General features: G+C 63.0%; 15 protein-coding genes. 7 read left to right on the top strand and 8 right to left on the bottom strand.

Features of this window, described 5'->3' with window-relative positions:
• Nucleotides 1-70 precede the first annotated feature (70 nt).
• The gene (locus AC3WVQ_RS08115; RefSeq protein WP_090293858.1) at nt 71-1,588 is read left to right on the top strand and encodes a helicase HerA domain-containing protein; all 1,518 of its coding nucleotides are present in this window, start codon (nt 71-73) and stop codon (nt 1,586-1,588) included.
• Nucleotides 1,589-1,665: 77 nt separating this feature from the next.
• Here the strand turns inward: AC3WVQ_RS08115 and AC3WVQ_RS08110 are convergent, their stop codons facing one another.
• The gene (locus AC3WVQ_RS08110) at nt 1,666-2,001 is read right to left on the bottom strand and encodes a cupin domain-containing protein (RefSeq protein WP_034794649.1); all 336 of its coding nucleotides are present in this window, start codon (nt 1,999-2,001) and stop codon (nt 1,666-1,668) included.
• 117 nt (nt 2,002-2,118) lie between these two features.
• On the opposite strand from AC3WVQ_RS08110, the gene AC3WVQ_RS08105 reads away from it, so the two are divergent.
• The 5 genes from AC3WVQ_RS08105 to AC3WVQ_RS08085 all read left to right on the top strand — a co-directional run bounded on the left by AC3WVQ_RS08105 (nt 2,119) and on the right by AC3WVQ_RS08085 (nt 6,424).
• On the top strand, nt 2,119-2,646 hold the full coding sequence (locus AC3WVQ_RS08105; protein ID WP_034794535.1) for a MarR family winged helix-turn-helix transcriptional regulator: 528 nt from the start codon (nt 2,119-2,121) through the stop codon (nt 2,644-2,646).
• A 227-nt stretch (nt 2,647-2,873) separates the two neighbouring features.
• On the top strand, nt 2,874-3,491 hold the full coding sequence (gene rpsD / locus AC3WVQ_RS08100; protein ID WP_034794529.1) for a 30S ribosomal protein S4: 618 nt from the start codon (nt 2,874-2,876) through the stop codon (nt 3,489-3,491).
• Nucleotides 3,492-3,644: 153 nt separating this feature from the next.
• Nucleotides 3,645-4,592: a glutaminase gene (locus tag AC3WVQ_RS08095; RefSeq protein ID WP_034794526.1), complete on the top strand. Its 948-nt coding sequence runs from the start codon at nt 3,645-3,647 to the stop codon at nt 4,590-4,592.
• A gap of 129 nt (nt 4,593-4,721) precedes the next feature.
• Nucleotides 4,722-5,603, top strand: a complete 882-nt coding sequence (gene ttcA / locus AC3WVQ_RS08090) for a tRNA 2-thiocytidine(32) synthetase TtcA (protein WP_034794511.1) — start codon at nt 4,722-4,724, stop codon at nt 5,601-5,603.
• Nucleotides 5,600-6,424: an inositol monophosphatase family protein gene (locus AC3WVQ_RS08085; protein WP_034794509.1), complete on the top strand. Its 825-nt coding sequence runs from the start codon at nt 5,600-5,602 to the stop codon at nt 6,422-6,424. The genes ttcA and AC3WVQ_RS08085 overlap by 4 nt, the downstream gene beginning before the upstream one ends.
• 78 nt (nt 6,425-6,502) lie before the next feature.
• Here the strand turns inward: AC3WVQ_RS08085 and AC3WVQ_RS08080 are convergent, their stop codons facing one another.
• The 6 genes from AC3WVQ_RS08080 to purL form a co-directional block, all read right to left on the bottom strand.
• Entirely contained in the window at nt 6,503-7,795 is a 1,293-nt protein-coding gene (locus tag AC3WVQ_RS08080; protein WP_034794494.1) for a multidrug effflux MFS transporter, read from the bottom strand.
• 81 nt (nt 7,796-7,876) lie between these two features.
• Complete coding sequence (locus AC3WVQ_RS08075) at nt 7,877-9,115, bottom strand: multidrug effflux MFS transporter (RefSeq protein ID WP_090293856.1); 1,239 nt, start codon at nt 9,113-9,115, stop codon at nt 7,877-7,879.
• Between the two features lie 475 nt (nt 9,116-9,590).
• Entirely contained in the window at nt 9,591-9,929 is a 339-nt protein-coding gene (gene grxD / locus AC3WVQ_RS08070) for a Grx4 family monothiol glutaredoxin (RefSeq protein ID WP_034794485.1), read from the bottom strand.
• Nucleotides 9,930-10,060: 131 nt separating this feature from the next.
• Nucleotides 10,061-10,306 (bottom strand): hypothetical protein, encoded by a 246-nt coding sequence (locus AC3WVQ_RS08065; RefSeq protein WP_060520740.1) that lies wholly within the window; start codon nt 10,304-10,306, stop codon nt 10,061-10,063.
• Between the two features lie 6 nt (nt 10,307-10,312).
• Entirely contained in the window at nt 10,313-10,546 is a 234-nt protein-coding gene (locus tag AC3WVQ_RS08060; protein WP_034794447.1) for a BolA family protein, read from the bottom strand.
• Nucleotides 10,547-10,771: 225 nt separating this feature from the next.
• Nucleotides 10,772-13,003: a phosphoribosylformylglycinamidine synthase subunit PurL gene (gene purL / locus AC3WVQ_RS08055; RefSeq protein WP_090293854.1), complete on the bottom strand. Its 2,232-nt coding sequence runs from the start codon at nt 13,001-13,003 to the stop codon at nt 10,772-10,774.
• Between purL and AC3WVQ_RS08050 the strand changes: the two genes are divergently transcribed.
• On the top strand, nt 12,990-13,157 hold the full coding sequence (locus tag AC3WVQ_RS08050) for a hypothetical protein (protein ID WP_156400741.1): 168 nt from the start codon (nt 12,990-12,992) through the stop codon (nt 13,155-13,157). The genes purL and AC3WVQ_RS08050 overlap by 14 nt on opposite strands.
• 43 nt (nt 13,158-13,200) lie before the next feature.
• On the opposite strand, the gene AC3WVQ_RS08045 is transcribed toward AC3WVQ_RS08050, so the two are convergent.
• Nucleotides 13,201-13,782 (bottom strand): acyloxyacyl hydrolase, encoded by a 582-nt coding sequence (locus AC3WVQ_RS08045; protein ID WP_034794442.1) that lies wholly within the window; start codon nt 13,780-13,782, stop codon nt 13,201-13,203.
• Between the last annotated feature and the right edge of the window lie 64 nt (nt 13,783-13,846).

The following is a 13,846-nucleotide window of genomic DNA, read 5'->3' as shown; positions in this document are numbered from 1 at the left end:
GAGTATTCAGGCACAGTGCGCAACGGTATCGCATCCGGACCTGCGTAAGATTTAACATGACGAGGTGGAAATGAAGGTCGGCATCGACATGGGAGCGACGTCCGAAGGGACATCGGCCTCGCTCGATATCGAGGAGCTTCTGGCCACCCGTCTCTTGGTGCAGGGCAATTCCGGTTCGGGCAAGTCGCATCTGTTGCGCCGGCTGCTGGAACAATCCGCACCCTGGGTGCAGCAATGCATCATCGATCCCGAGGGCGATTTCGTCACGCTCGCCGACAAGTTCGGCCATGTGGTTGTCGAGGGTGAGCGCACCGACGCCGAGCTGATCGGCATTGCCAACCGCATCCGCCAGCATCGTGTTTCCTGCGTGCTCTCGCTTGAAGGTCTCGATATCGAGCAGCAGATGCGCAATGCCGGCGTGTTCCTGAACGCCATGTTCGATGCGGATCGCGAGTTCTGGTATCCGGTGCTGGTCGTCGTCGACGAGGCGCAGATGTTTGCGCCGTCGGTTGCCGGCGACGTCACCGAAGAGGTGCGCAAGATTTCGCTCGGCGCCATGACCAACCTGATGTGCCGCGGCCGTAAACGCGGCCTTGCCGGAGTGATCGCCACGCAGCGCCTGGCGAAGCTCGCCAAGAACGTGGCGGCGGAAGCCTCGAACTTCCTGATGGGCCGCACCTTCCTCGACATCGACATGCTGCGCGCAGCCGATCTGCTCGGTATGGACCGGCGCACGGCGGAAATGTTCCGCGACCTCAAGCGCGGTTCCTTCGTCGCGCTTGGCCCGGCGCTGTCGCGCCGGCCGCTCAAGGTGACGATCGGCGCGGTCGAGACATCGGCGCGCTCGACGAGCCCGAAGCTGATGCCGCTGCCGGAGGCGCCGCAGGACGTCGAGGATCTGATCTTCACGCCGGATCCGGAGGAGCTGACGCGGCCGATCGTGCGCCGCGCGGTTGCGCCGCCGCGCCCGACGACCGACATCCTGGCCGAGCTCTCCCGCCCGCGGCCCGAGCCTGCCGCGCCGGTCGAGGCAAGGCAGGCACAGCCGGAACTTTCCGCCGAGGAAAAAGAGAGCCTGCTCGACAGCGTCTTTGTCGAAATCCTCAGCAATCCGGAAGCAGCCTTCCGCCCCGATGCAGAACTGTTCCAGGATTTTCTGGTGCGATGCCGTATTCGCCGGCTGCCATCCGGTGCAGCCCTGTCGCTGAGCGCCTTCCGCCGCAAGATGGCCGTCGCGCGCTCCGGCATCGACGCGGAGACGGCGGCAACGGAAACCTGGGCGCAGGCCTTGCAGCTTGCCGATCGCGTTACCGAGGACTTGCAAGCCGTGTTCCTGATGATGGCGCAGGCGGCCGTCCGCGGCCTGCCGTGCCCTTCCGACGCGATGATCGCGCGCGCCTATGGCACGCACTCCGCAAGGCGGGCCCGCCGTCTGCTCGGCTACTTCGAGGAGCATGGGTTGATCGTCATCCATGCGGATTTTGCCGGAAAGCGCATCGTCGCGTTCCCGGACCTTGGCAGCGAGACCGCTCCAGGCGACGCCAACGGGCCGGATGTGACGGCTGCGGCTGCCGCTGCGGCGGAGTGAACCTCGACCTTTCGCGTAAAGGCATCAGCTATTCCGACCACGCTCAGACGGCGCTGGCGCGTTACGGTATCGTGGCGTCAGACCCATTCCTGGATGACGTGATCGGACGCGTGGATGCAGGTCATCTGCAGGCGGCCGGTGCCGGTATTGACGAAGCGGTGCGGCGTCTCCGGATCGACGACGATGATATCGCCGGCCTTACCCATGATCTTCTGCTCTCCGACGGTGAACTCCGCTTCGCCCGAGTGCACGATCCATGTTTCCGGATAGGGATGAACGTGAAGGGCAGGCCCCTGGCCAGGCTCGGCATCCATCAGGAACAGCGAGATCGGCGTGCCGAATTGCCCACCTTCAAACAGGATCGTGCGGTTTGGGCTCTGCTTCTGTTCTGTAAGGGGAATGACATGAAACATGCTGGCCTCCATCGTCGTCCGGGTTGGCTTCCCAATGGGAATGTTTTATCTTCACGAGAAGATATTACTCGAAACTATCTTCTCGTCAAGATATATTGACCGATGCCGAGGTGAACGATGCAGAATGAGAATGAGGGAAGGGACCATGTGGACCGTCTGCAAGCGCAGTGGGCGGCCGAACTGCCCGACCTGAATACCGAGCCTATGGCCATCCTCGGGCGCGCCTACCGGCTTTCCAATCTGGTGCGCCCCTCGATCGAGGAGACCTTCGCCTCTTTCGGCATCGACCGCGGCGAGTTCGACGTGATCTCGACGCTGCGGCGATCCGGCCCGCCTTACCGGCTGACGCCGACGGATCTCTATACGCTGCTGATGATTTCGTCCGGTGGACTGACGCACCGCCTCGATCGGCTGCAGAAGGCAGGATTGATCCAGCGGGAACGCTCGGCGTCCGACGGCCGCAGCAGCGTCGTCGGGCTGACGGAAAAGGGAATAGCCCTTGCGGAAACCGCCTTTCGCGCCGACATGGCGAGCGAGTCGCGCTACCTCGAGGTGCTGAGCAAGCAAGACCGCACGGCGCTGGCGGCGCTCCTCAGGAAACTGCTGATTTCGTTGGAGCAAGCGCCACCGAGTGATCCGGCCTGATCAACGGCTGTTTGTCACGATTTCGTTTGACAACAGCAGCCGGACCCACTAAAGCCGCCCCAACGCCGGGCAGAAATGTCCGGTGTTTCATTTGACATGTCCCGTGGCTTCTCCGTCTGCGTGATCGTGAGAAACCTGTCAGAGCCCCGAAAATGGGTTCAGAGGAGGGCGTGTTTCCTTGATCCGGTTTGGAAACAGGCCGGTGTAACTGTTTGAAAGGAAATGCGATGAGCAAGCGCGAATCGTCCAAGTACAAAATTGACCGCCGTATGGGCGAAAACATCTGGGGCCGTCCGAAGTCCCCGGTAAACCGCCGCGAATACGGCCCGGGCCAGCACGGCCAGCGCCGCAAGTCCAAGCTCTCGGACTTCGGTGTACAGCTGCGCGCCAAGCAGAAGCTCAAGGGCTACTACGGCGACATCCGCGAGAAGCAGTTCCGCGCGATCTTCGCCGAAGCTGACCGCCGCAAGGGTGACACCCCGGAAAACCTGATCGGCCTGCTCGAATCGCGCCTCGACGCGATCGTCTACCGCGCCAAGTTCGTTCCGACGGTCTTTGCTGCCCGTCAGTTCGTCAACCACGGCCACGTCAAGGTCAACGGCGTCCGCGTCAACATCGGTTCCTACCGTTGCAAGCCGGGCGACGTCATCGAAGTCAAGGAAAAGTCCAAGCAGCTCGTAACCGTTCTCGAATCGGTTTCGCTCGCTGAACGCGACGTTCCGGACTACATCGAAGCCGATCACAACAAGATGGTCGCGACCTTCGTCCGCGTACCGGTTCTCTCCGACGTGCCTTACGCCGTCGTCATGGAACCGCACCTGGTCGTCGAATTCTATTCGCGTTAATCCGAGGCTCTCGCCTTGTGACGTTTCGAAAGCCGCCCGGAAACGGGCGGCTTTTTTGTCAGTGCCGAGCAGCATCCGCGCTACCGCGGATCCCAGCGAATAAGCGCCTTATCGTCGCCTCGATCCGAAGGCGATGACCAAGAGGGAAGCCCGATGCCCGAAGAGCAGAAGCCGCAGGATCTGCAGGCGATCATCGACGACATTCATCGGGAGCTGAGCCCGCGGTTCGGCCAGGGCAAGGTCGCCGACTACATTCCACAGCTCGCGCGCGTGGACGCCAAGCATTTCGGCATGGCGATCGTGACCACAGGCGGCCAGATCTATCGCGTCGGCGATGCCGAGGTGCCGTTCTCGATCCAGAGCGTCTCCAAGGTCTTCACGCTGACGCTGGCGCTCGGCAAACACGGCGAGAACATCTGGCACCGTGTCGGCCGCGAGCCCTCAGGCTCCGCCTTCAACTCGATCGTCCAGCTCGAGCAAGAGGGCGGAAAGCCGCGCAACCCCTTCATCAATGCCGGCGCCATCACCATCAGCGACCTGATCCTTGCCGGCCATACGCCGCGGGAACTGATCGGCGAGATCGTGCAGTTCGTCCGCTATCTCGCCGACGACGACCAGATCGTCATCGACCATGAGGTCGCGCGTTCGGAGACGGCCACCGGTTACCGGAACTTCGCGCTTGCCAATTTCATGCGCTCCTTCGGCAAGCTCGACCACCCCGTCGACCACGTGCTCGGCGTCTATTTCCATCACTGCGCGCTTTCCATGACCTGCAGCCAGCTTGCGAAAGCCGGGCTGTTTCTGGCCGCCGGCGGCAGCAATCCGCTGACCGGCCATAACGTCGTCTCGCGCCAGCGGGCGCGGCGCATCAACGCACTGATGCTGACCTGCGGCCACTATGACGGCTCAGGCGATTTTGCCTATCGCGTCGGCCTGCCGGGAAAGAGCGGCGTCGGCGGCGGCATTCTGGCGGTGGCGCCTGGCAAGGCGTCGGTTGCCGTCTGGTCGCCTGGCCTCAACGAAAACGGCAATTCGCTGCTCGGATCGCTGGCGCTCGAAATGCTCGCGGCGCGCACTGGCTGGTCGGTCTTCGGTCCCTGAACTCCTCCGACAAGGGCGATCTGCACTGTGCGGCCGATTTCCCTTGATCTTGACGGCTGGAGCGGGCAAGTGCTGGCCCAAGATTAGCCGGGCGCCGGTTGCGCCTGCCTGCCGCACAGGATCCCCGCCATGGACCTTTCGCTCAACGCGTCGCAAGACCAGGCCGAAACCATTTTTGAGACCGAAATCGACGCCGGCGCGCATCCGCTGTTCAGCCGCATGCCGTCCTCCGTCTCGTTTAACAAGCTGCGCAAGCGCCTTCTTCGCCAGACCCGCCAGGCGCTCGACGACTTCGGCATGCTGAAGGGCGCCAAGCGCTGGCTGATCGGCCTTTCCGGCGGCAAGGACAGCTACAGCCTGCTGGCGCTGCTCATGGACCTGCAATGGCGCGGGCTGCTGCCGGTGGAGCTCATTGCCTGCAACCTCGACCAGGGCCAACCGAACTTCCCCAAGCACATCCTGCCGGAATACCTGGCATCGATCGGCGTCAAGCATCGCATCGAGTATCGCGACACCTACTCGATCGTGAAAGAGAAGGTGCCGACGGGGGCGACCTACTGTTCGCTCTGTTCGCGGCTGCGCCGCGGCAACCTCTATCGCATCGCCCGTGAAGAGGGCTGCGACGCGCTGGTGCTCGGCCACCACCGCGAGGACATTCTCGAAACCTTCTTCATGAACTTCTTCCACGGCGGCCGGCTGGCTTCGATGCCGGCAAAGCTCTTGAACGACGAGGGCGACCTGATGCTGCTTCGGCCACTCGCCTATGCGGCCGAGGACGATCTCGCCAAGTTCGCGGCGGCAATGGAGTTTCCGATCATCCCGTGCGACCTCTGCGGCTCGCAGGACGGCCTCGAGCGCAATGCGATGAAGGCGATGCTGGCCGATATTGAGCGACGCATGCCGGGCCGCAAGGACACGATGCTGCGGGCGCTTGGCCACGTGAACCCGTCGCACCTGCTCGATCCCAAGCTGTTCGATTTCCAGTCCCTCACACCGGAGCCCAAAGAATGAGCCATTCCGTCGACATTGCCGGCCTTGCCAATCTGCTGCAGGAAGCGGCGGTCAAAGAGATCCTGCCGCGGTTCCGCAATCTTGAAGCCGGCGACGTCAGGGTGAAATCGGAAGCGATCGACCTCGTGACCGAGGGCGACGAGGCGGCCGAACGGCTGATCAAGGCACGCATCGAAGACGTCGCGCCGGGCGCACTTTTCGTCGGCGAAGAATCGGTTGCGGCCGACCCGGCGCTGCTCGACAAGCTCGCCGATGCCGATCTCGCCGTCGTCGTCGACCCGATCGACGGCACCTTCAATTTCGCCGCCGGCGTGCCGCTCTTCGGCGTTATGGCAAGCGTCGTCGCCAAGGGCGAGACGGTTGCCGGCATCATCTACGATCCGCTCGGCAACGACTGGGTGATCGCCGAGAAGGGCTCCGGCGCCTGGATGTGCCGCGCCAATGGATCGCAGGAGCGCCTGTCGGTCACCGCAGGCGTGCCGCTCGAGGCCATGGTCGGCGGTGCCTCGACCGGTTTTTACAAGCAGGAAGCACGCCGCGAAGTCATGGCCAACATGGCCAAGGTTCGCATCGCCACCAGCTACCGCTGCGCCGCGCATGAATATCGCATGCTTGCCGGCGGTCACATCCACTTCCTGATGTACCAGAAGCTGATGCCGTGGGATCACCTGGCCGGCACGCTGATTTCGCAGGAAGCCGGCGCCTATGCCGCCCGCTTCGACGGCTCGCCCTATCTGCCGTCGCATCTCAATGGCGGCCTGCTGCTTGCCACCGACAAGGAGAGCTGGGAGACGCTGCGCCGCGAGGTCTTCACGGTCTGAGCCGTTCGAAGCAGCCCAAAATACAAAGCCCGCCCGGATTGCTCCGGGCGGGCTTTTTGTTTGCCTTACGGCGGCCGGTTACATATGGCCGCCACCGTGATCCATGCTGACGTCCTTGTCGCCGGGATGGGTGAAGAGCTTGCCCTTCTCGGCCCAGAGCGTTGCCAGGATCGTCAGGGCCCCGAAGAGGGCGAAGCCACCGAACAGCGGCTGCAGCGTGCCGTTGAAGAGCTGGCCGACTGCGCCGCCGATGAGCGCGCCACCGGTCGTCGAGACGAAGCCGGTGATCGCCGTAGCGGTGCCGGCAAGGTGGCCCATCGGCTCCAGGCTGATCGCGGTGAAGTTCGTCGCGATGACGGCGAAGAACATCAGGAGCACCGAGAACATCAGATAGCTGACGACGAAGGCCGGCGTGCCGGAGAGCGACATCACGAAGCCCGCGACCGAGATCAGCGTAAACAGGATCATCGAGACGTGCGAGATACGGCGCATGCCGAAACTGCGGACGAAGAAGCCGTTGGCGAAGTTGGCGACAGCAATCCCGCCGGCCGTACCTGCAAAGGCGATCGGCAGCCAGTCACCGAGGCCGTAGACCTCGCCGAAGATCTGCTGGACCGTGACGATGTAGGCGCAGATGACGGCGGTAAACATCGTCATGCCGATCATGTAGCCGCAAGTGATGCGGTTGGTGAGAACGGTCTTGAAACCCGACGCGACGGCACCGACGGAGAGCGGCATGCGCTCTTCGCGCGGCAGGGACTCCTTCATGCGGGAGAAGGCCCAGACGAAGAGGATCGCGCCGATGACGCCGATCAGGATGAAGATCCAGTGCCAGTTGGCATAGAGGATGACGAGCTGGCCGATCGAGGGGGCGACGATCGGCACGATCATGAAGACGATCATCACATAGGACATGACGCGCGCCATTTCGCGGCCGCCGAAGCAGTCGCGCACGATCGCCATGGTGGTGATGCGGATGGCCGCAGCACCGATGCCCTGGATGAAGCGCAGGATCAGCAGCGTCTCGAAGCTCTGGGTGAGGGCGGCGGCAAACATCGACACGGTGAAGAAGGCGAGGCCGCCGAGCAGCACCTTGCGGCGGCCGAAGGCATCAGACAGGCTGCCGAAGAAGATCTGCGAGATGCCGAAGCCGAGGAAGAAGACGCCGATCACCAGCTGGCTGTCGTTGGTGTTGGCGACGTTCAGCGACTGGCCGATTGCCGGCAGAGCCGGCAGCATGCTGTCGATGGCGATGGCGACGCTCGCCGTCATGACGGCGATGGTGATGATGAATTCGACGATGCCCATGTTGAGGCGCTCGGCCCCCGAGACCCCGTCGACATGTTCGGATTGATTGGTGATGGTGGACATTGGGAAAACCCGTAAATTCAATCTTTGGAAAAGGCTGGCCGGCGGTTTAGAACGCGACAGCGACAGTTGGCGCTTTAGAGATCAGCCGGCCGGCTGATGGTGCGGTTTGAACAGCTTGCCGCGTTCGGCGATGAGCACGAAGACGAGGCCGATGGCCGCGACGGTGAAGTAGCCGGTGGCAAGCGGGGTGGCCGTTCCGTCGAAGGACTGGCCGATGAAGGCTCCGATCACGCTCCCGCCGATCGTCTGCATGAAGCCGAGAACCGAGGACGCCGTGCCGGCGACATGGCCGAGCGGCTCCATGGCCATGGCGTTGAAGTTTGGCGCGATCAGCCCGAACTGGAACATCGTGGCGCAATAGAGGACCACGAAGGCCGGGAAGGGCAGCGGCGCATAGAGCGAGGCCGACATCCAGATGAAGCTTGCGAGCGTAAAGCCGCAGAGGGCCGCATGGGACAACGGCCGCATGCCGAAGCGGCGGACGAGGCGGGAGTTGGTAAAGGAAGCGACCGCCATCATACTCGCGAAAGCCGCAAAGACAAGCGGAAACCACACGCCCAGATCGTAGACGCCGACCAGCACCTGCTGCGCCGAGTTGATGAAGCCGAAGAGCGCGCCAAGGATAACCGAGGTCGCGAGCGTATAAAGCAGCGACAACCGGTTGGTCAGCACGATGCGGAAACCGCTGAGGATTACCGACGGCGTGAAGGCGCGGCGGTGGGCCGGATCAAGCGTTTCGCCGAGCTTCGACAGCACGATCGCGATGTTCATAACCGCATAAAGCGCGACGATGATAAAGATCATATGCCATTCGGCAAAGCTGATGATGAGCTGGCCGATCGACGGGGCGATCACAGGCACGATCATGAACACCATCATGACCAGCGACATCACCTCGGCCATCTGCCGGCCGCCATAGACGTCGCGGACGATCGAGATGGTGATGACGCGCGTGGCAGCCGCACCCGCGCCCTGCATGAAGCGAAGGGCGAGCATGAGGCCGAAGGTCGGCACCATGGCAATTGCCACCGCACAGACGGCATAAAGGGCAAGGCCCGCCAGAAGCGGCGGCTTGCGCCCGAACCGGTCCGACAGTGGGCCGAAGAACAGTTGCGCCACGCCCATGCCGAGCAGGTAGGCGGTGATGATGTATTGCCGCTCGTTTTCCGACGCCACGCCCAGGCTGGCCCCGATTTCCTGGAGGCCCGGCAGCATGATGTCGATCGAAATCGCGTTCGTCGCCATCAGTGTGGCCATCAGCGCGATGAACTGGAATTTCGTGAGGCCGGGCAGGGCATCGTCGTTGGTCGTGCTTGTCATTTCAAAAGTCCTAGCGGCGCGGTGGGCGCCAAGCGAAACAGGTCTGGGTCCGGACCGCTCCGGAAAAAGAAGGATGTCGGCTGGCTAAATGCCGGTCGGCACAGGGATGTCAGGCGGGAGCGACCGGGAAGCCGCACCACATGGACCGGGCCTGCAGGAAGCGGCGGGAGCATCGATCGGCAGCGACGGGGTCATTTCCGTGCCGGGAGGCCGGAGCGGGAACCGCTGCTGCTTATGCCGAACGATCGCGACTGCTTCATGACAGGCCGAAAATGCGGCCCCAGGCCTCGCTGCAGAACGCCGGAAACGTTTCAGGAAGGAAGCCTGCTTTCACAAACATTCAAACGGTCATTGCGCGAACCAAGCGCGCAAAGCCTTTGGGAAGACAACGAAAATCGAGATCCGGACGAGACGTCCGAATCAAAAAAGGCGGTTGCCCGCCTTCTCCGATGGATCGGGACAAGGCGTCCTTGAGTTAGGCGACAGCGCCCTTCACGGCGATACCCTGCTCCGAAAGGTGGGACTGAAGTTCGCCGGCCTGGAACATCTCACGCACGATGTCGCAACCGCCGACGAATTCGCCCTTGACGTAGAGCTGCGGGATCGTCGGCCAGTTGGAATAGTCCTTGATGCCCTGGCGCAGGTCCGCGTCGGCGAGCACGTTGATGCCCTTGTAGTCGACGCCGATGTAGTCGAGAATCTGGACCACCTGACCGGAGAAGCCACACTGCGGGAACTGCGGCGTACCCTTCATGAAGAGCACCACATCGTTCGTCTTGACTTCGTTGTCGATGAATTCGTGAATTCCGCTCATCCTGTCTTCCTTCCTGCGCCGGCTTCAAGGGCCGGATATCGATTGGGTCTTAGATAGCATGCATATTGGTGATTTTCACCACCCAATCGCAACAAATATTGATGGGCCTCAAGATGTGGTTTTAATACCACTCAAGCCGTGCGGCGCCGCGTCTTGCTGCGCGCCGCCGAGGTTTTCCGCCGGCTGACCTGTTTCTTCGCCGGCTTGCGGATGGCGGCTTCAAGGATATCCGCGAGGATGCCGCCGCCAGAGGCCGCCGGCCGCGTCCGGCGCTTCGTCCGCTTGGTGGTCGTGCGCTTGACGCCGGTCTTCCTCAGAATTTCCTTGAGCGCGCTGTCAACGACGCCGCTGACGAGTTCCTTGATCAGGTCAGCCACGCCAGCTTACTCCGGCGCGCTCGTCTGAAGTGCCAGGGCATGTAGCACGCCGCCCATATTGCCCTTCAGTGCGTTGTAGACCATCTGGTGCTGCTGCACGCGGCTCTTGCCACGAAACGCCTCGGCCACGACTTCGGCGGCATAGTGGTCGCCGTCACCGGCCAGATCGCGGATCGTGACCTTGGCTCCGGGAATCCCCGCCTTGATCATGTCTTCGATGTCGCCTGGTGTCATGGGCATGATACGCCAACTCCCTTTTTATTCTGCAACGTCAGCAGCCTGCCGACGTTGTCCATGAAACAAGGGAACCACGATTCAGGGGCGGAACGCAATTGCTGAATTGGGTGAGGGAGGGTAGTTGCCAGCGCCGACACGATCAAATGATCGCCGTCGGCAGCGCCTGCAAGCAGGCACGCAATAGGGGTGACGGGAGCCGCAGAAAGTGCGGCTCCCGTCATCGATCTCTCAGTTTTCAGGCGCGAGGTCGCCCTGCATGAAATCCGGGAACCAGCCTTCATGGGCGGCGCGGAGATCCGCAACCGAGACGGCCTTGGCGTCGCCAAGCTTGACGGCGTCGCCGCCGGTCTTGCCGATGACGGGGAGCGAGACGCCGGCAGCCTTGGCACGAGCGGCAACCGCGTCGAGCGCGCCGGCGGCAACCGTCACGACGTAGCGACCCTGGTCTTCGCCGTAGAAGGTAGCGATCGGATCATGGCCGGCAACAGCGTCGACCGAGGCGCCGATGCCCGAAGCCATCGCCATTTCGGCAACGGCAAGTGCCAGGCCGCCCGACGAGCAATCGTGCACGGCGGTTACAAGACCATCGACGATCAGGCCGCGGACGAAGTCGCCAACCTTGCGCTCATGCGCCAGATCGACATGGGGCGCCGGGCCATCGGTGCGGCCGTGAACGTCGCGCATATAGACCGACTGGGCGATGTGCGAGCCGAGACCGGCCGGCGCGCCGGCGACGAGGATCGTTTCGCCTTCAGCGGCAAAGCGGATGCGCGCCATCTTTGACCAGTCCTTGATCAGGCCGACACCGCCGATGGTCGGGGTCGGCAGGATCGCCTGGCCGTTGGTCTCGTTGTAGAGCGAGACGTTGCCCGACACGATCGGGAAGTCGAGTGCAGTGCAGGCTTCTCCGATGCCCTTGATGGCATGAACCAGCTGGCTCATGATCTCAGGGCGTTCCGGGTTGCCGAAGTTGAGGTTGTCGGTGGCTGCCAGCGGCAGCGATCCGGTTGCCGTCAGGTTGCGCCAGCATTCGGCGACCGCCTGCTTGCCGCCTTCGTAAGGATCGGCTTCGACGTAGCGCGGCGTCACGTCGGAGGAGAAGGCAAGCGCCTTGGAGGCATGACCTTCGACGCGCACGACACCGGCGTCGCCGCCCGGCAGCTGCAGCGAGTTGCCCTGGATCAGCGTGTCGTACTGCTCGTAGACCCAGCGGCGCGACGAATTGTTGGCCGAACCGACGAGCTTGACGAGCGAGTCGGCGACGTCGGCTGCCGGAATGTCGTTGGTTGCGAGCGGTGCCGCGGTCTTGGCCGGGGTCCAGGGACGATCATATTCCGGAGCTTCGTCGCCCAGTTCCTTGATCGGCAGGTTCGCGACCTCTTCGCCCTGGTGCAGGATACGGAAGCGCAGGTCGTCGGTCGTCTTGCCGACGATTGCGAAATCGAGGCCCCACTTGACGAAGATCGCTTTGGCGACCTCTTCCTTGGCGGGCTCGAGCACCATGAGCATGCGCTCCTGGCTTTCCGACAGCATCATTTCATAGGCGGTCATGCGCTCTTCGCGCACCGGAACGGTGTCGAGGTCGAGCTCGATACCGAGGTCGCCCTTGGCGCCCATTTCGACGGCCGAGCAGGTGAGGCCGGCTGCACCCATGTCCTGGATGGCGATGACGGCGCCGGTCGTCATCAGCTCGAGGCAGGCTTCGAGCAGGCATTTTTCGGTGAAGGGGTCGCCGACCTGAACGGTCGGGCGCTTTTCTTCGATCGACTCGTCGAACTCGGCAGACGCCATGGTCGCGCCACCGACGCCGTCGCGGCCGGTCTTGGCACCGAGATAAACGACGGGAAGGCCGACGCCTTCGGCCTTGGAGTAGAAGATGGCATCGCTCTTGGCGAGGCCGGCGGCAAAGGCGTTGACGAGGATGTTGCCGTTGTAGCGGGAATCAAACTCGACTTCTCCGCCGACGGTCGGAACGCCGAAGGAATTGCCGTAGCCGCCGACACCGGCAACGACGCCGGAAACGAGGTGGCGGGTCTTCGGGTGGTCGGGCGAACCGAAGCGCAGCGCGTTCATCGCTGCGACGGGACGGGCGCCCATGGTGAAGACGTCGCGCAGGATGCCGCCGACGCCCGTTGCCGCGCCCTGGTAGGGCTCGATATAGGACGGGTGGTTGTGGCTTTCCATCTTGAAGACGACGCAGTCGCCGTCATCGATATCGACCACGCCGGCGTTTTCGCCCGGGCCCTGAATGACGCGCGGCCCCTTGGTCGGCAGCGTGCGCAGCCACTTCTTGGAAGACTTGTAGGAGCAGTGCTCGTTCCACATGGCCGAGAAGATGCCGAGCTCGGTGAAGGTCGGCTCGCGCCCGATCAGGCCGAGGATGCGCTCGTATTCGTCAGGCTTCAGCCCGTGCGATGCGATGAGGTCCGGGGTGATGGGGCGGGTGTTGGAAATCGTCATCGTCGACCGTCAAATCCTTCGGGCGGCGCGCAATCCACTAATGAGGAATATGGCGCGTGCGAACCGCAACAGAAACAGGGGGCGCTTTGCGGCTTCTTTAACCTATGCTGCGGCGCGGCGCGACAGAAAAATACGGGCGATCAACAGCGGTTGATGCCCGTATGAAGCTTTGTTGAGCGCGACTGCGCAGGCCTGCGTCAGAACTTGTAGCCGAGGGCGAGGCCTGCGCGTGTCAGGCCGTTGTTGGGACCGTCGCAGAGATTGGCATGCGACGCATGTTCAACGGTCGCCGAGACGTTCCAGTGTTCGTCGAGGCGCACGCCCGCGGCGGCGTATTCGCGGAAGAGGACGCGGCAGCCGAGTTGCGGACCGGAACCGTTGGGATCGTCGAGATCGCCGTCGTGAACCGTGCCGCCCGCGCCGAACTCCACGAAGAGGCGTTGCGTCATGTCGAAGGTCCAGCTCAGGCCGGCATAGGCCTGGTTGACGCCGTTCGACGACGTGGCCACGGCAGCACCGGTATAGACGCGTGGACGCAGCAGCTTTTCGCCGAGATCCGCGGCGCCGTCCGCATTGAACGGATCGAAGTAGAGCGTGAACGACGGAAACACGCCGTCTTCCTGCTTGCCGCCGCTGGCGATCGATGTCGTCACGCCGAAGCGCATTTCGTCAAAGACACCATCTTGAGCCGCCGCCGGCGCGGCGATGACGGAGGTGGTCGTGACGAAAAGAAGGGATGCAATCAGGCGGGACGGAACCGGGCGAAGCGATAGCGGCATGCGAAATCCTTGAGGGCGAATCATCTACGCAAGACTGCTAAAACAGTATGATGCGGAAGCTTGC

The organism is Ensifer sp. EB106-05-01-XG146, from assembly GCF_058791875.1.
This window is presented reverse-complemented; position numbering and strand designations above follow the sequence as displayed.

Excerpts from the sequence above, each read along its gene's own strand:
- purL (WP_090293854.1), bottom strand. The coding sequence starts at position 13,003 with ATGACGATTTCCAACACCCGCCCCATCACCCCGGACCTCATCGCATCG.
- AC3WVQ_RS08080 (WP_034794494.1), bottom strand. The coding sequence starts at position 7,795 with ATGTCCACCATCACCAATCAATCCGAACATGTCGACGGGGTCTCGGGG.
- AC3WVQ_RS08060 (WP_034794447.1), bottom strand. The coding sequence starts at position 10,546 with ATGCCCATGACACCAGGCGACATCGAAGACATGATCAAGGCGGGGATT.
- AC3WVQ_RS08075 (WP_090293856.1), bottom strand. The coding sequence starts at position 9,115 with ATGACAAGCACGACCAACGACGATGCCCTGCCCGGCCTCACGAAATTC.
- rpsD (WP_034794529.1), top strand. The coding sequence starts at position 2,874 with ATGAGCAAGCGCGAATCGTCCAAGTACAAAATTGACCGCCGTATGGGC.
- AC3WVQ_RS08110 (WP_034794649.1), bottom strand. The coding sequence starts at position 2,001 with ATGTTTCATGTCATTCCCCTTACAGAACAGAAGCAGAGCCCAAACCGC.
- AC3WVQ_RS08095 (WP_034794526.1), top strand. The coding sequence starts at position 3,645 with ATGCCCGAAGAGCAGAAGCCGCAGGATCTGCAGGCGATCATCGACGAC.
- AC3WVQ_RS08085 (WP_034794509.1), top strand. The coding sequence starts at position 5,600 with ATGAGCCATTCCGTCGACATTGCCGGCCTTGCCAATCTGCTGCAGGAA.
- AC3WVQ_RS08045 (WP_034794442.1), bottom strand. The coding sequence starts at position 13,782 with ATGCCGCTATCGCTTCGCCCGGTTCCGTCCCGCCTGATTGCATCCCTT.
- grxD (WP_034794485.1), bottom strand. The coding sequence starts at position 9,929 with ATGAGCGGAATTCACGAATTCATCGACAACGAAGTCAAGACGAACGAT.
- AC3WVQ_RS08105 (WP_034794535.1), top strand. The coding sequence starts at position 2,119 with ATGCAGAATGAGAATGAGGGAAGGGACCATGTGGACCGTCTGCAAGCG.
- ttcA (WP_034794511.1), top strand. The coding sequence starts at position 4,722 with ATGGACCTTTCGCTCAACGCGTCGCAAGACCAGGCCGAAACCATTTTT.
- AC3WVQ_RS08115 (WP_090293858.1), top strand. The coding sequence starts at position 71 with ATGAAGGTCGGCATCGACATGGGAGCGACGTCCGAAGGGACATCGGCC.